The organism is Achromobacter sp. JCM 18799, assembly GCF_055395645.1.
The window spans coordinates 5540001-5556732 of the sequence record NZ_AP043866.1 but is presented as its reverse complement, the minus strand read 5'-3'; the positions used below and the strand labels follow the sequence as shown (position 1 = coordinate 5556732).

The window sequence follows — 16732 nt, the reverse complement described above, 5'->3', positions numbered from 1 at the left end:
GAGCCTGAAACAGGCTCTTAGGTTCAATCCGCCTGCTTGCGCAGGAATGCCGGGATGTCGAAATGATCCATGCCCGAGCTTTCCAGTGCACGCACCTGGGCCGACGCCTGGCTGCGCGGATTACGCATGACAGACGGCATGTCCAGGTTGCGGTAATCGCCTTGACCGCCAGCCGGCATCGCGCCCATGGGCATGTTGTCGGTGCCGGTACGCAGCACTTCAGCGGTGTTCTGCACCAGCTGCGGACGCGCTTGCGCACGGCCCAGGCCGGTCGCAACCACGGTCACGCGCAGGTTCTCACCCATGGACTCGTCGTAGGCGGTGCCGAAGATCACGGTCGCGTCGTCCGAAGCGTAGCTGCGGATCGTTTCCATGATTTCGCGCGTTTCGCGCATCTTCAGCGAACGGCTGGCGGTGATGTTGACCAGCACGCCGCGAGCGCCGTTCAGGTCCACGCCTTCCAGCAGCGGGCAAGCGATGGCGTGCTCGGCGGCCACGCGGGCGCGGTCAGCGCCCGAAGCCGACGCCGTGCCCATCATGGCCTGGCCCTGCTCGCCCATGATCGTCTTGACGTCTTCGAAGTCGACGTTGACGTTGCCTTCGACGTTGATGATTTCGGCGATACCCGCGCAAGCGTTGTGCAGGATGTCGTCGGCGGAACGGAAGCAGTCTTCCTGCGTCGCGTCCTCGTCCATCAGTTCATAGAGGTTCTCGTTGAGCACCACGATGAGCGAATGCACATGCTTGGCCAGTTCCGAGATGCCGTCCTCGGCCATCTTCAGGCGCTTGTTGCCTTCGAAGGTGAACGGCTTGGTGACCACGCCCACGGTCAGGATGCCCAGTTCCTTGGCGACTTCGGCCACGACCGGACCTGCGCCGGTGCCGGTGCCACCGCCCATGCCGGCGGTAATGAAGACCATGTGCGCGCCATTCAGCGCGGCACGGATTTCCTCGCGCGCGGTTTCAGCCGACGCGCGTCCCTGCTCGGGCTTGGCGCCCGCGCCCAGGCCGGTGCGGCCCAGACGGATCTGCACCGGGGCGTTGGTCGCCGCCAGTGCCTGCGCATCGGTGTTGGCGCAGATGAAATCCACGCCGTGCACGCCGCTGCGAATCATGTGCGCCACGGCATTGCCGCCCGCACCGCCCACACCAACGACCTTGATAACGGTCCCTTTGGTGTTGTTCTCAAGCATCTCAAAGTTCATCATGATGACTCCCTCACAAGTCCGATTTCGCAAATCACAAAAATTCCCCAACCAACCTATGTTTTGTGAATCGCCTCAAACTCGTCGCCGGACGGGCCCGCAACGGGTTTGAAGCGCCTCCCCTCTTCTGGCCCGGCCCGCGATACCGCTGCGAACCGCACCAAGGACAGGCCCCAACCTGCCCTGTACAACTCAGTTCATGAACCATTCCTTCATGCGCGCCAGCAGGCTCTTGAAATTGCCGGTCTGGGCGGCGACCTTGCGGCCGCGCACACGCTGCATTCTTGCTTCCTGCAACAAGCCCATCACCGTCGAGAAGCGCGGATTGCGCATCACGTCGGCCAGGCTGCCTTCGTATTCGGGCACCGCCACGCGCACCGGCTTGAGGAACACGTCCTCGGCCAGTTCGATCATGCCGGGCAGTTGCGCCGAACCGCCGGTCAGGACCACGCCGGAAGCCAGCAAGTCCTCGTAGCCGGAGTCGCGCACGACCTGCTGCACCAGCGTGAACAGCTCTTCCACCCGCGGCTCGATCACGGCGCCCAACGCCTGGCGCTTGACCTGGCGCGGGCCGCGGTCGCCCAGGCCCGGCACTTCAACGGACTCGTCCGGGCTGGCCAGGACCTGCTTGGCCACGCCATAGCGCAGCTTGATTTCCTCGGCATCGGGCGTGGGCGTGCGCAGCATCGCGGCGATGTCGTTGGTGATCTGGTCGCCGGCGATCGGCAGCACGGCGGTGTGGCGGATCGCGCCGCCGGTGAAGATGGCCACGTCGGTGGTGCCGCCGCCGATGTCGACCAGCACGACGCCGAGTTCCTTTTCATCGGCAGTCAGCACGGCCAGGCTGGAGGCCAGGGGCTGCAGGATCAGGTCCTGCACTTCCAGGCCGCAGCGGCGCACGCACTTCACGATGTTCTGGGCGGCGCTGACCGCGCCCGTCACGATGTGCACGCGCACTTCCAGGCGCAGGCCGCTCATGCCGATGGGTTCGCGGATGTCTTCCTGGCCATCGACGATGAACTCCTGCGTCAGCACGTGCAGCACCTGCTGGTCGGTCGGGATGTTCACCGCCTTGGCGGTCTCGATGACGCGGGCAACGTCGGTGGCGGTGACTTCCTTGTCCTTCACGGCGACCATGCCGCTGGAATTGAAGCTGCGGATATGGCTGCCGGCAATGCCGGTGTAGACGTCGCGAATCTTGCAATCTGCCATCAGCTCGGCTTCTTCAAGCGCGCGCTGGATGGAATTCACAGTGGTCTCGATATTGACGACCACGCCCTTGCGCATGCCGCGCGATTCGTGCTGGCCGAGGCCCAGCACTTCGAATCGCCCTTCAGGCAAAATTTCAGCCACCACAGCCACCACCTTGCTGGTGCCGATATCGAGGGCGACGATAAGGTCCTTGATGTCACGGGTCATGGCGTTAGCGTTTCTTGGGAGGTTTCGGTGTGGATTTGGATTTGGTTTCCGACGGCGGCAACGGGGCCAGCGCCAGGGCGAAACCATTGGGATAGCGCAGGTCGGCCTGCGTCACGGTGCGCCCTTCCAGGCGTCCGGCAACGGCGGGCCACGCCTGCACAAAACGTTGAATGCGGGCCGCAAACGGCAAGGCGCCCGGCAGGCCATGCGGATCCGGCGCATCGGCGCCCGGATCGCGGCCCAGGTCCAGCGACATGCCATTGGACAGCACCACGCGCCAGGCGTAGCGCGGACTCAGGTCCAACTGCGTGACGTGCATGTCCAGTGGAGCGAACCAGCGCGCCAACTCGGCGTAACGCTGCACGACCAGCGACTCGGTACCCTCCGGACCGGAGAACTGCGGCAGCACCGTCTCGTCGTCCACCTCGCCCGTGTTGGCCGTGAACGCCTCGCCCCAGGTGTTGATCATCTGGTTCTCGTTCCACAGCGCCAGGGGCTGCTGTTCCTCGATCCGCACGCGCAACACATTGGGCCAGATCCGCCGCACGGTGGCGTGCCGGACCCACGGCACCGATTCGAAGATCTCGCGCGCGTCGTCCAGGTCCACCGTGAAGAAATTGCCCTTGAAGCGGCCCGCGATCGCCGATCGCACCGCCCCCGTGGACACGTAGTGCAGCTCGGTGTCCGGCATCGATTCCAGCTCGATGGCCTGCAGCGTGAAGAACGGGCGTTGCGCCACCCACACCACGCCCGCGATGAGCATGGCGCAAACCGCCAGCACGGCCAGCGTGTTGGCGATCAGGTTGGTGGTGCGAGCGTCGTTCCACACAGAGTATCCGGGTCAAGCGTTGCGGGCCGAGCTGCGCACTTTGCACGCAGCCTCGGACAAGATCGCCACGCACAGTTCGGCGTAGCTGATTCCCACCGCCTTGGCGGCCATGGGAACGAGTGAATGACTGGTCATGCCAGGCGAGGTATTCATTTCAAGCAGCCACGGCCGGTTGTCGCGGTCGAGGATGAAATCGGCGCGGCCCCAACCTTCGCAGCCCAGCGCCTGGTAAGCCTTGACCGCGATCTCGGCGACTTCCGCGGCCACTTCGGGCGGCAGCGTGGCCGGGCAGAAATACTGCGTGTCGTCGGAGAAGTACTTGTGCTCGTAGTCGTAGTTGCCGCCGGGCGCGGCGATCTCGATGACGGGCAGCGCGCGCGCGGTCTTGCCGCCGCCCAGCACCGCCACGGTCAGCTCGCGGCCGGTGATGAACTGCTCGGCCAGCACTTCGGCATCGAAACGCGCAGCCGCGGCGTAGGCTTCCTTCATGTCGGAATAGCCCACCACCTTGGTGATGCCCACCGTCGAACCTTCGTGCGGCGGCTTGATGATCAGAGGCAAGCTCAGGCGGTCCGGCACCAGGCGCAGCTCGGTGTCGGCGTCCAGCAATTCGAAGTCAGGCGTGGGCAGGCCGTGCTGCAGCCAGACGCGCTTGGTCATGGTCTTGTCCATGGCGAGCGCGGAGGCCAGCGGGCCGCTTCCGGTGTAGGGGATGCCCAGCAATTCCAGAGCGCCCTGGATGGTGCCGTCTTCGCCGTAGCGGCCGTGCAAAGCGATGAACACGCGGTCAAAGCCCTGGGCGGCCAGCTCGGACAGGCTGCGCTCGCCCGTGTCGAACAGGTGCGCGTCCACGCCGGCGCTGACCAGCGCCTGGTGCACGCCCGCGCCCGACATCAAGGACACTTCGCGCTCGGCGGAGCGACCGCCGTACAACACACCCACCTTGCCGAATTGCGTGCTCATGCCAGTTCTCCAACTTGGGCGGGGACCTTGCTGATCGAACCCGCTCCCATACAAATCACCACGTCGCCGTCGCGCACGAAATCCACGATGGCCTGCGGCAGTTCCGCCACGTCCTCGACGAACACCGGCTCAACCTTGCCGGCCACGCGCAGGGCGCGCGACAAGGCCCGGCCGTCCGCCGCGACCAGCGGCGGCTCGCCCGCGGCATAGACCTCGGTCAGCAGCACCGCGTCGGCCGTGCCCAGCACGCGCACGAAATCCTCGAAGCAGTCGCGGGTACGCGTATAGCGGTGCGGCTGGAAGGCCAGCACGATGCGACGGTCGGGCCAGGCGCCGCGCGCGGCGGCCAGCGTGGCGGCCATTTCCACCGGGTGATGGCCGTAATCGTCGATCACCGTGAAAGTACCGCCGCCGTGGCTGGCCGGCACAGGGAATTCGCCCGTCTGCGTGAAGCGGCGGCCCACCCCGCGGAAGGACGACAGCGCTTCGCAGATGGCTGCATCGGCCACGCCCAGCTCGGTCGCCACGGCGATCGCGGCCAGCGCGTTGCGCACGTTGTGCAGGCCCGGCAGGTTCAGTTCGACCTGCAGCGGCGGCAACAAGGTGTCGCGGTGCGTGCGCTGCACGTTGAAGCGCATGCGCGTGCCTTCCGGCTGCACTTCGTAGGCGCGCACCTGCGCCTCTTCGTTCAGGCCGTAGGTCGTGATGGGCCGCGACACAAAAGGCATGATCTCGCGCACATTGGCGTCGTCCGAACACAGCACCGCGCTGCCGTAGAACGGCAGGCGCTGCGTGAACTCGATGAAGGCGCTCTTCAGGCGCGCCACGTCGTGCCCGTAGGTGTCCATGTGATCGGCATCGATATTGGTCACGATGGCCATCACCGGCAGCAGGTTCAGGAACGAGGCATCGGATTCGTCGGCTTCCACCACGATGTAGTCGCCCTGCCCCAGGCGCGCATTGGCGCCGGCCGAGTTCAGGCGGCCGCCGATCACGAAGGTCGGGTCCAGGTCGCCAGCGGCGAGCACGCTGGCCACCAGGCTGGTCGTGGTCGTCTTGCCGTGCGTACCGGCGACGGCAATGCCGCGCTTCAGGCGCATCAGCTCGGCCAGCATGATGGCCCGCGGCACCACCGGAATGCGCGCCGCGCGGGCGGCGATCACTTCGGGGTTGTCGCCCGCCACCGCGGTGGAGGTGACGATGGCGGCGGCGCCCGTGACGTTGCTGGCCACGTGGCCGATCGCGATCTTCATGCCCAGGCCGGCCAGGCGGCGCGTCACGGCCGACTCGTTCAGGTCGGAACCGCTGATGGTGTAGCCCAGGTTGAGCAGCACCTCGGCAATGCCGCTCATGCCCGAGCCGCCGATGCCTACGAAATGGATGTGTTGAATTCTGTGTTTCATGATGCGCGCCCCGCTGCTTGTTCACAGACGTCGGCGATATGGGCCGCGGCTTCAGGGCGCGCATGCGCGCGGGCCCGTTCAGCCACGGCTTGAAGTTCTTGTCGGGAGCGTAGACCCAGCCACTGCGCCAGCCATTCGGGCGTCAGGCCGGTCTGCGGCTGCAGCCAGGCGGCCTGCGCGTCGCTCAGAAAGCGCGCGTTGGCGGTCTGGTGGTCATCGATGGCATGCGGGAACGGCACGAACAAGGCCGCGACGCCCGCCGCGGCCACTTCGGACACCGTCATGGCGCCCGCACGGCAGATCAGCAGATCGGCTTCGCCCATGGCGCCCGCCATGTCATCGATGAATGCGCGGCAGTCGGCCTCCACGCCCGCCTGGGCGTAGGCCTGCTGCAGCGCGGGCAAATGCTGTTCGCCGGCCTGGTGCACCACCACCGGCCGGCTTTCCTGCGGCAGACGCGCCAACGCCTGCGGCAAGGTCGTGTTCAGCGCCTGGGCGCCCAGGCTGCCGCCCACCACCAGCAGGCGCAGCGGGCCGCTGCGACCGGCATAGCGCTGCGCGGGATCCGACAACGCGCACAGGTCCGCGCGCACCGGATTGCCCATGGCCTCGCCCTTGGGCAGCACGCCGGGAAAACCGCTCAGTACGCGGCGGGCCATCCTGGCCAGCCACTTGTTGGCGGTGCCGGCCACGGCATTCTGTTCATGCACGACCAGCGGCGTGCCGCGCAGCGCCGCAATGACGCCGCCCGGGAAAGCCACGTAGCCGCCCATGCCCAGCACCACGTCGGGCCGCACGTCGGACAGGCGTGACCACGCTTGCCCAAAGGCGCGCAGCAGCAGGAACGGCAGCCTCAAGAGCGCCGAGGCGCCCTTGCCGCGCACGCCCTGGAAGCGCAGCGGCACCAGTTCGATGCCGCGCGGCGGCACCAGCCGGCCTTCCATCTTTTCAGGATTGCCCAGCCACAGCACGCGCCAGCCGCGCTCACGCAGCACGTCGGCCACGGCCAGGCCCGGCATGATGTGTCCGCCGGTGCCCCCAGCCATGATCAGGATGGTGCGGGAGGTCATACTCGCCCCCCACGCATCATGACGCGGTTTTCCACGTCGACCCGGATCAGCATGGCCAACGCGCACAGGTTCATCACGATGCCGGAACCGCCATAGCTCATCAGGGGCAGGGTCAGGCCCTTGGTGGGCAGCAGGCCCAGGCAGACGCCCATGTTGATGAAGGCCTGCACGCCGAACCACATCGCCACGCCATGCGCCACCAGGCCCGCGAAAGTGCGTTCCATGGCGATGGCCTGGCGGCCGATGTCGAAGCCGCGATAAACGATGATGGCAAACAGGGTGATGACCAGCATCACGCCGGCAAAGCCCAATTCTTCGCCTACCACCGCCATCAGGAAGTCGGTATGCGCTTCCGGCAGATAATGCAGTTTCTCGACGCTGGCGCCCAGGCCCACGCCCAGCCATTCGCCGCGGCCCAGGGCGATCAGCGAATGCGATAGCTGGTAAGCGCTGCCGTAGGCGTTGTCTTCGTTCCAGGGATCCAGATACGCGAACAGGCGCGCGCGGCGCCACGGCGACAGCCAGATCAGCATCAGGAAGGTGCCGACCAGCACGGCCAGCAGGCTGCTGAAGTACTTGCCGTTGATGCCGCCCAGGAACAGGATGCCGATGGCAATCGCCACGATCACCATGAAGGCGCCCAGGTCGGGTTCCAGCAGCAGCAGCATGCCGACGCCGGCCAGCGCGAATGCCATGGGCAGGAAGCCGCGGGCAAAGGCCTGCATGTGTTCCTGCTTGCGCACGGTGTAGTCGGCGGCGTAGAGCAGTGCGGCCAGCTTCATCAATTCGGAGGGTTGGAAGTTCAGCGGACCCAGCGGGATCCAGCGATGCGCGCCATTGACCTCGCGGCCGATGCCGGGGATCAGCACCGCCACCAGCAGCACCATGGCCACCACGAACAGCGGCACCGCCAGGCGTTGCCACACGCGGATCGGCACGGCCAGCACCACCGCCGCGCCCACCAGGCCGGCGCTGATGAACAAGCCATGGCGGATCACGAAGTAGTAGCGGCCATAGGACGCATAACGCGGGCCGTCGGCCAGCGCGATCGACGCCGAATACACCATCAGCAGGCCAAGCAGCAGCAAGGTCGACGCCGCGATGACCAGCGGCAGATCGAAATTGCGCATGCGGGTACGGCCGGGCCGTACGGCGTTGACGCTGGCGGTGAGATCGGCGATCAAGCTCATGCGATCTCTCCACGGTCGCGGGCCAGGTCTTCGACCTCTTCCACGAACACCTGTCCGCGGTGCGGATAGTTGCGGAACATGTCCAGGCTGGCGCAGGCGGGCGACAGCAGCACGGCATCGCCGGGCTGAGCCAACTCGGCAGCGCCGCGCACGGCGTCGCGCAGGGTTTCAACCGTCACGCACTGCACGCCGGTCGACGCCAGCACACGGCCGATCTCGGGACCGTCCTGGCCAATCAGCATCACGGCGCGCGCGTGCTGCGCCACCACCGGAATCAGCGGCGAGAAATCCTGGCCCTTGCCCTGGCCGCCGGCGATCAGCACGACGGGCTGGCCCAGACCTTCCAACGCGGCGACGGTAGCGCCCACGTTGGTACCCTTGCTGTCGTTGATGTAGTCGACGCCGCCGATCGTGCGCACGAAGGCTGCGCGATGCGGTTCGCCCGTGTATTCGCGCAACGCGCGCAACATCGGGCCCCAGCCCAGGTCCAGGCAGCGCGCCAACTGCAGCGCAGCCAACGCATTCAAGGCATTGTGGATGCCGCGGATGCGCAGGGCGTCCACTGGCATCAGGCGGCTCATGCGGCCCTTGGCGCGCACCGGCTCGGGCGCGTCCTTCTTGCGGCGCACCGGCGGCGCGGGTTCATCGAAATCATTGGGTTCGCAGGCCACCAGCCACGCCACGCCCTGGCCCAGCTCCAGGCCCATGTCGCCGACCAGCTCCGGCACGTCGCGGCCGAAGCTGCGCACGTTCAGCGCGTTCAGCGTGGCCACCATGTCCACGGTGTACGGATCGTCGCGGTTGACGATGGCGACCCGGGCCATCTTCAGCAGGCGGGCCTTGGCCTGCGCGTAGGCTTCCATGCTGCCATGCCAGTCCAGATGATCCTGGGTGACGTTCAGCACGACGGCCGCATCGGCCATCAGCGAGCGCGTGGTTTCCAGCTGGAAGCTGGACAGCTCCAGCACCCAGACCTGCGGCAGCGATTCGGCATCCAGCGCTTCCATCAGCGCGGCCAGCGCCGCGGGACTGATGTTGCCCGCCGCCACGGCCGAAAGACCGCTGGCTTCGATCAGTTGGCGCGTCAGCGCGGTAACGGTGGTCTTGCCGTTGGTACCTGTCACGATCAACAGGCGCGGCCGGTACTCGCGCGTTTCAGCCAGATCGGCCAGCGCGCGCGCAAACAATTCAATCTCGCCGACGATCTCGATGCCGCGGGCCTCGGCCTCGCGCAGCAGATCGGCCGCGGGCGCCTGGGCAGGCGCCAAGCCCGGGCTCAGCACCACTTGGCTCACGCCGTCCAGCAGCGCCGTGTCGAACGACTCGTCGCAGCCCAAGCGGTATTCCACTTCGCTTTGCGCCAGCGATTCGCGCAGCGCAGCCAGCCCGCCCGGTTCGGCGCGCGTGTCGGCCACGCGCAGGCGGGCACCCAGGCGGGCGCACCAGCGAGCGGCGGCGACACCCGTCTCGCCCAATCCGAGGATCAGGACGAGCGGCGCGTCTGCGCGGGAGGTTTCCATCGTATTCATCGCAACTTCAGGGTAGAGAGGCCAATCAGCACCAGCATCATGCTGATGATCCAGAAACGCACGACCACCTGGGTTTCCTTCCAGCCGCCCACTTCAAAGTGATGATGCAACGGGGCCATGCGGAAAATGCGTCTACCTGTTCCATAACGTCGCTTGGTGTACTTGAACCAAGTCACTTGCATCATCACGGAAAGGGTCTCGACCACGAACACGCCGCCCATGATGAAAAGCACGATTTCCTGGCGCACGATGACCGCAATGGTGCCCAGCGCGCCCCCCAAGGCAAGCGCGCCGACGTCGCCCATGAAGACCTGGGCCGGATACGCGTTGAACCACAAAAATGCCAGCCCGGCGCCCCCGATCGCGGCGCACAGCACCATCAGCTCCGACGCGCCCGGGATGTAGGGGAACAGCAAGTACTTGGAATAGTCCACGCGACCGACCACATAGGCGAAGATGCCCAGCGCGCTGCCCACCATGACGGTAGGCATGATGGCCAGGCCATCGAGGCCGTCGGTCAGGTTCACGGCATTGCTGGTGCCGACGATGACCGCCCAGGTCAGCGCCACGAAGCCAAGCACGCCCAACGGATAGCTCACGCTCTTGAAGAACGGAACGATCAGGTCAGCGCGCGTCGGCAGCGGCATCGTGAAGCCGCTGCCCACCCAGGCCTTGAAAAGGGGCCACAGTTCAGTGTTGGCGGGCGCGGACACAGCGAAAGCCAGATACACCGCGGCCACGATGCCGATGGTGGCCTGCCAGAAGAACTTCTGGCGCGCGGGCATCCCTTCGGGATCGCGATAGACCACCTTGCGGTAGTCGTCCATCCAGCCGATCCAGCCGAAGCCGAAGGTCACCAGCAACACCACCCACACGAAGCGGTTGGTCCAGTCCGCCCACAGCAGCGTGCTGATGGCGATGGAAATGAGGATGAGCACGCCGCCCATGGTGGGGGTGCCGGTCTTGACCAGATGGGTTTCCGGACCGTAGGAGCGCACGGCCTGGCCGATCTTCATCTCGGTCAGTTTGCGGATCACGCGCGGACCCGCCACCAGACCAATCAACAGCGCAGTCGCGCATGCCAGAACAGCGCGCAGGGTGATGTATTCGAACACCCCCAGTGCGCGCACATCGTCAGACAGCATGCGGGCGATTTCAAGCAGCATTCTGCTCTCCCTGCCCCTTGGCCGTCACACCTTCATTCGTAGAAAAAGCCGTCACTACCCGCTCCATGCGCATAAAGCGCGATCCCTTTACCAATACGCAGGACGCGCGCAGGCCGCGCATGGCGGCAACCACTTCGTCTACCGATGCGCAGGCGTGTGCGCCCACTCCGAATGCGGCCGCGGCCGCCCGGCTGGCTTCGCCTAGCGTGATGAGCGCGTCGAGCCCTTGCTCACGCGCGTAATTGCCCACCTCGACATGCATGGCGGGGCCGTTGTCCCCGACCTCGCCCATGTCGCCCAGCACCAGGACGCGCTTGCCGGCCATGCGGGCCAGCACGTCCACGGCTACGCGGACCGAGTCGGGGTTGGCATTGTAAGTGTCATCAATGAGCAACGTTCCGTCACTCATACTCTTGTGCTGCATGCGCCCCGCGACCGGGCTGAAGCCAGCCAGTGCGCGCACCGCGCCGCCCAGCGGAGCCCCCGCGGCGATCGCGCTGGCAATGGCGGCCAGCGCATTGCGCAGGTTGTGCAGGCCCGGCACCGGCAGCGTCAGGTCGGCAACGCCCACCGGCGTCACCACACGGCAACGCGTGGCGTTCACGTCGGCGAGGATCTGCTCGGCGTACACGTCCAGGCCGGGCTGCAGGCCGAAACGCAGCACGCGGCGCGGCTCGGCCAGGGCATCCCAGATCGCCGAATACGGCTCGTCGCCGGGATACACGGCAACGCCGTCCTCGGGCAGCGCCGCGATGGCGGCGCCGTTCTCGTGCGCCACCGCTTCCACGCTGTGCATGAATTCCTGGTGTTCGCGCTGGGCGTTGGTGACCAGCGCCACCGAGGGCGCCGCAAGGGCGGCCAACTGCGCGATCTCGCCGGGGTGGTTCATGCCCAGTTCGAATACGGCGGCGCGGTGCTCCGGCCGCAGGCGCAGCAGGGTCAGCGGCACGCCGATGTCATTGTTCAGGTTGCCGGCGGTCGCCAGGCGGCCCGTCTCGCCCTGCCACTCGGCCAGCATCGCCGAGATCATTTCCTTGGTGGTGGTCTTGCCATTGCTGCCGGTCACCGCCACCACGGGCAGCGTGAACCGCGCGCGCCACGCGGCGCCGATGCGCATCAACGCAACGCGGGTATCGCCCAGCACCAGTTGCGGCAGCTTGGCGTCGGGCACGGCATGCGCCACCACGGCCGCGCACGCGCCGCGCGCTTCGGCCTGATCCAGATAGTTATGGGCGTCGAAGTTCTCGCCCACCAGCGCCACGAACAGTTCGCCTTCGCCGATGCGGCGGGTGTCGGTCGACACGCCCTTGACCTGCGGCAACAGCAGCGCCAGCCGCGCCCACTCCCGGTCATCGAACGGCAGCTTCTCGCCCCCGATATCCTGGTAGGTTTCATGGCCCTTGCCGGCCAGCAGCACCACATCATCGGGCGCCGCGGCCCAGATGGTCTGCATGATGGCGCGTGCGCGGTCCACTTGCACGTCGGGCGTCACGTTGTCGGGAATACCCGTCAGGATCTGTTCGACGATGGCTTCGGGCGACTCGGTGCGCGGGTTGTCGCTGGACACGACCACATGGTCGGCCAAGTCCGCAGCGATGCGGCCCATCACCGGACGCTTGCCCGGATCGCGCTCGCCGCCGCAGCCGAACACGCAGATCAAGCGGCCCGATCGGGCGGTCGCAACGGCGCGCAAGGCCGCCAGCGCGCGTGACAACGCATCCGGGGTATGGGCATAGTCCACCACCACCAGCGGGCCACGGCCCGTGCTGGCCTGGGTGCTATGCGCCACCGGTTCGACAGTCTGCAGGCGGCCGTCGACGGGGTCAGTCGCCGCCAGTTCGCGCGCGATCTGCGCAAACGGCAGGCCCAGCTGATACAGCACGCCCGCAACCAGCAGCAGGTTCGATACGTTATGCGCGCCCAGCAGGCGCGTCACGATCTGCGCCTCGCCATGCGGCGACACCAGCGTGAAGATCTGCCCCTGCGCGGTAGCCTGGAGATCGCGCGCGCGCATGCCGGCGGGAATGTCCTGCGCTTCGCTCAGGCTGTAGCCCATCGCCATGCCGGCAGGCAGGTCGGCGATCAGGCGGCGGCCGGCTTCGTCGTCGGCGTTGATCACGGCGGCGGTCAGGCCCGGCCAGCGGAACAGGCGCGCCTTGGCGGCTTCGTACCGTTCCATGGTGCCGTGGTAGTCAAGATGGTCGCGCGTCAGGTTGGTGAAGGCGGCCAGCGCAACACGCACGCCGTCCATGCGGCCCTGTTCGATGCCGATGGAAGAGGCTTCCATGGCCACGGCCTTGGCACCGGCGTCGCGCATCGCGGCCAGCGTGCGGTGCACGGTCAGCACGTCGGGCGTCGTCAGGTCGCCGCCCAGCGTCTGCCCATCGGGCAACACGGCGCCCAGGGTGCCGATGGTGCCGCAGGGCTTGTCATTGCGGCTCAGCGCATGGGCAATCCATTGCACCGATGACGTCTTGCCGTTGGTGCCCGTTACCGCCACCACCGCCAGCTCGGCCGAGGGCCGGCCGTACCAGGTGTCGGCCAACTCGCCCAGCAGGCCACGCAAGCCGGTCACCGGCAGCATTGCAGCGTGGTCCGCCACGGCCGTCACGGCCTCGTTGGCGGGAGCTTCGAACAACACTGCACTGGCGCCCAGCGCCAACGCCTTCTCTATATAGAGACGTCCGTCGCTGGACAGGCCCGGGCACGCGACGAATACATCGCCCGGCTCGATATCGCGGGAGTCCAGCTTGAGGTGCGCGGTCAACGACACGCGCGAATGCAACCACGCCACGGTTTCGGCAACCGTGGCGACAGGGTTGGAGAGGAAGCCTTTGGCGCTCATCTGCCTGGCTCCTTAAGACCAGCAACAATTGTGGATTCGAAGGGTGCGTCCGGGCGCACCCCCATCAGCCGCAAGCTCCCCCCCACGATCTGGGAGAACACGGGCGCGGCGATAGCGCCGCCGTAATAGCCGCCGACCGTCGGCTCGTCGATGGACACGGCCACGACGATCTTCGGATCGGATACCGGAGCGAAGCCCACGTAAGAGCTCCGATAGCGCTGCATGCTGTACTTGCCGTCGACGATCTTGCGCGCCGTGCCGCTCTTGCCGGCGACCCGGTAGCCCTGCACCTGGGCGGCCTTGGTGCCTTCGGGGCCGGCGGCCGCTTCCAGCATGCCGCGCACCATTTCGGTGGTCTTGGGCGTGTAGATCTTGACGCTGGTGGGGTCGCTGTCGCGCTTGACCAGGGTCAGCGACACCATGTCGCCGTTACGGGCGAAAACGGTATAGGCGCGCGCCACCTGCAGCAGCGACACCGACAGGCCGTAGCCGTAGGCCATGGTGGCCTTTTCGATCAGGCGCCAGCGGTCCCACGGACGCAGGCGGCCGGGCGCCGCGCCGGGAAATCCCACCTGGGGCGCCTGCCCCAGGCCCAGTTCGGTGAAGCGGTCCCACATTTCGCGGGATTCCAGCTTCTCGGAGATCATCGTCATGCCGATGTTGCTGGACTTGCGCAGCACGCCCGCCACATCCAGCGTGCCGTTGCGGCTCACGTCGCTGATCGTGCTGCCCTGGTACTGGAAGCGGCCGTTGCCGGTTTCGAACAGGGTCTTGGTGCTGATGCGGCCCAGGTCCAGCGCCAGCGCGGCGGTGAACGGCTTCATGATCGAACCGGGTTCGAAGGTGTCGGTGATAGCCTGGTTGCGCAGCTTGGAACCGTGGAAGGTCTCGCGCTTGTTGGGATCGAAGGTCGGCACGTTGGCCAGGGCCAGGATCTCGCCCGTGTGCACGTCCACGACCACCGCGGTCGCGCCCTTGGCCTGGTGCTTGTCCATCGCGTCCTTCAACGCCTTGAACACCAGGTACTGCAAGCGCGTGTCGATCGACAGGCGCAGGTCGCGTCCATCCACCGGCAGGGTCACGGCCTGCACGTCTTCGATCACGCGGCCGAGCCGGTCCTTGATCACGCGGCGACTGCCGGGGCGGCCGGACAACTGCTGGTTGAACGTCAGCTCAACGCCTTCCTGCCCCTGGTCCTCGACGCTGTTAAAGCCCACCACGTGAGCCATCACGTCGCCGTCCGGGTAGTAGCGGCGGGTCTCGGGCTGTTGATGCACGCCCGGCATGCCCAATTGCTTGATCTTGTCGGCCACGTCCATGGAGACCTGGCGCTTCAGGTAGACAAAGTTCTTGTCTTCGTCGACGAGGCGGTGGCGCAGGTCGGCCGGCGGCGTTTCCAGCAGCTTCGCCAGCGTATCCATCTGCGCCGGGGTGGCCTGCTTGGCGTCTTCGGGAATCGCCCAGATGGCGCGCGCCGGCACGCTGGAGGCCAGCACGGCGCCATTGCGGTCCATGATCTTGCCGCGCGTGGCGGCCAGGGTCAGCGTGCGCTCATAGCGCCGCTCGCCCTGCTGCTGCAGAAACTCGGTGGACAACCCCTGCAGGAACAGGGCGCGGCCAGCCAGCACGGTGAATCCGCCGAACAGCAGGATCAGCACCAGGCGCGCGCGCCAGGTGGGCAATTGCCCGCGCAGCACAGGGTTGTCGAAGAAAGGGACGCGTTTCATTGCGCGCCTCCGTTGGCGGAGACGGGCGGCTGGTTCATGTACAGCGTGCGGTCCGGAACGATGGAGATCATCTTCAGGCCGTCGCGTGCGATGGCATCGACCCGCGCGTTGCGGGCCAGTTCGGCGCGGTCCAGCTGCAGGCGCCGCCAATTGGTTTCGAGGTCGCGCGCCTGCGCCTGATCACGTCCCAGCTCGATGAAGAGCTGGCGCGACTGATACCGGCTGGTGACCAGGGAAATGGCCGACAGCATCAGCAAAGCCGCAACGATCAGGTTGACGCGACCCATTAGCGGCGCCCTCCCTTGCCGCGGCGCGGCGGGGGTGCCAGGTCGCTGCCCGGCAGCGAGCCGATCTTCACGAACGCAAAGCCGCCCTCGGCGGGCAGCGGCGTCTCGGTACGCTCGGCAACGCGCAGGACGGCGGAACGGGCGCGGGCGTTGGCCGAGACTTCGTCGTCTTCGGCCAGCACGCGGCCCAGGGAACGCAGGACAGGTTGGGGCATTTCGCTTTCCCGCAGGGGCAGGCGCGCATGCGCGGCAGCCGGACGAGCCGCCGCCGCGATGCATTGCTTGACCATGCGGTCTTCAAGCGAATGAAAGCTGATCACCGCCAACCTCCCTCCCGGGGCGAGCAGGTCTAGAGCTGCCGCGAGGGTGCGCGCGAGCTCTTCGAGTTCCCGATTGATGTAAATCCGTAGAGCTTGAAAGGTGCGTGTGGCCGGATGCTGCCCCTTTTCGCGCGTGCGGACGGCGCTGGCGACGCACTCGGCAAGTTCGAGCGTGGTGCGCAGCGGCCTTGTTGCGCGGCGAGCAGCAATCGCCTTTGCAACCTGAAAAGCAAACCGTTCTTCGCCATAATCCGCTATGACCTCCCGCATCTCATCCACACTGGCTTGCGCCAGCCAATCCGCCACCGTGGGACCACGAGTGGTGTCCATCCGCATATCGAGCGGGCCATCTCGCATGAACGAGAAACCGCGCTCGGCATCATCGATCTGAGGCGAGGAAACGCCCAGATCCAGCATCACGCCATCGACCTTGCCGATGCCGAGCTGCTCCAATTCTTCGGCCATGGTGGCAAAGCCGCCATGCACCACGGTGACCCTCGGGTCCGCTGCCGCCAGTTGCCTGGCTACGGCGATCGCCTCCGGATCCTTGTCGAACACCACCAGCCTGGCGCTCGGCCCCAAACGGCCAAGCAATTCGCGGCTGTGCCCGCCACGCCCGAAGGTGCCGTCGACGAAGACGCCGTCTTCCGCCCGCGTAGCCGCAGCCGGCCCGGCATGCTGATGCGACCGTGCCGCACCCTTGCCGCCGAAGTCGGGCAGCAATAGCGCGTCCACCGTCGGCTCCAGCAGAACGGGCCGATGTTCGAATTCCATAACTT

The 16732-nt window shown here is 66.8% G+C and carries 13 protein-coding genes; all 13 read right to left on the bottom strand.

Annotation, left to right across the window (positions count from 1 at the left end):
* Positions 1 to 23: 23 nt before the first annotated feature.
* The gene (ftsZ, locus tag ACZ5YA_RS26230; RefSeq protein ID WP_054457598.1) at positions 24 to 1208 is read right to left on the bottom strand and encodes a cell division protein FtsZ; all 1185 of its coding nucleotides are present in this window, start codon (positions 1206 to 1208) and stop codon (positions 24 to 26) included.
* Between the two features lie 189 nt (positions 1209 to 1397).
* Positions 1398 to 2624, bottom strand: coding sequence for a cell division protein FtsA (gene ftsA, locus ACZ5YA_RS26225; RefSeq protein WP_006217473.1), 1227 nt, complete (start codon positions 2622 to 2624; stop codon positions 1398 to 1400).
* Between the two features lie 4 nt (positions 2625 to 2628).
* Positions 2629 to 3453, bottom strand: a complete 825-nt coding sequence (locus tag ACZ5YA_RS26220; protein ID WP_059373724.1) for a cell division protein FtsQ/DivIB — start codon at positions 3451 to 3453, stop codon at positions 2629 to 2631.
* A 12-nt stretch (positions 3454 to 3465) separates the two neighbouring features.
* On the bottom strand, positions 3466 to 4416 hold the full coding sequence (locus ACZ5YA_RS26215) for a D-alanine--D-alanine ligase (RefSeq protein ID WP_464091425.1): 951 nt from the start codon (positions 4414 to 4416) through the stop codon (positions 3466 to 3468).
* Complete coding sequence (gene murC / locus ACZ5YA_RS26210; protein ID WP_059373726.1) at positions 4413 to 5819, bottom strand: UDP-N-acetylmuramate--L-alanine ligase; 1407 nt, start codon at positions 5817 to 5819, stop codon at positions 4413 to 4415. The genes ACZ5YA_RS26215 and murC overlap by 4 nt, the downstream gene beginning before the upstream one ends.
* Positions 5816 to 6889: an undecaprenyldiphospho-muramoylpentapeptide beta-N-acetylglucosaminyltransferase gene (gene murG, locus ACZ5YA_RS26205; protein WP_464091424.1), complete on the bottom strand. Its 1074-nt coding sequence runs from the start codon at positions 6887 to 6889 to the stop codon at positions 5816 to 5818. The genes murC and murG overlap by 4 nt, the downstream gene beginning before the upstream one ends.
* A complete protein-coding gene (gene ftsW / locus ACZ5YA_RS26200) occupies positions 6886 to 8079 on the bottom strand; it encodes a putative lipid II flippase FtsW (protein ID WP_042796415.1) in 1194 nt (397 codons plus the stop codon). Before ftsW ends, murG begins: the two co-directional genes overlap by 4 nt.
* A complete protein-coding gene (murD, locus tag ACZ5YA_RS26195) occupies positions 8076 to 9608 on the bottom strand; it encodes a UDP-N-acetylmuramoyl-L-alanine--D-glutamate ligase (protein WP_464091423.1) in 1533 nt (510 codons plus the stop codon). Before murD ends, ftsW begins: the two co-directional genes overlap by 4 nt.
* The gene (gene mraY, locus ACZ5YA_RS26190) at positions 9605 to 10774 is read right to left on the bottom strand and encodes a phospho-N-acetylmuramoyl-pentapeptide-transferase (RefSeq protein WP_013391525.1); all 1170 of its coding nucleotides are present in this window, start codon (positions 10772 to 10774) and stop codon (positions 9605 to 9607) included. The genes murD and mraY overlap by 4 nt, the downstream gene beginning before the upstream one ends.
* Positions 10764 to 13619: a bifunctional UDP-N-acetylmuramoyl-L-alanyl-D-glutamate--2,6-diaminopimelate ligase MurE/UDP-N-acetylmuramoyl-tripeptide--D-alanyl-D-alanine ligase MurF gene (gene murF / locus ACZ5YA_RS26185; RefSeq protein ID WP_464091422.1), complete on the bottom strand. Its 2856-nt coding sequence runs from the start codon at positions 13617 to 13619 to the stop codon at positions 10764 to 10766. Before murF ends, mraY begins: the two co-directional genes overlap by 11 nt.
* Positions 13616 to 15346: a peptidoglycan D,D-transpeptidase FtsI family protein gene (locus tag ACZ5YA_RS26180; protein WP_059373730.1), complete on the bottom strand. Its 1731-nt coding sequence runs from the start codon at positions 15344 to 15346 to the stop codon at positions 13616 to 13618. Before ACZ5YA_RS26180 ends, murF begins: the two co-directional genes overlap by 4 nt.
* A complete protein-coding gene (ftsL, locus tag ACZ5YA_RS26175) occupies positions 15343 to 15633 on the bottom strand; it encodes a cell division protein FtsL (protein ID WP_059373731.1) in 291 nt (96 codons plus the stop codon). Before ftsL ends, ACZ5YA_RS26180 begins: the two co-directional genes overlap by 4 nt.
* On the bottom strand, positions 15633 to 16727 hold the full coding sequence (gene rsmH, locus ACZ5YA_RS26170) for a 16S rRNA (cytosine(1402)-N(4))-methyltransferase RsmH (protein WP_059373732.1): 1095 nt from the start codon (positions 16725 to 16727) through the stop codon (positions 15633 to 15635). Before rsmH ends, ftsL begins: the two co-directional genes overlap by 1 nt.
* Positions 16728 to 16732 lie beyond the last annotated feature (5 nt).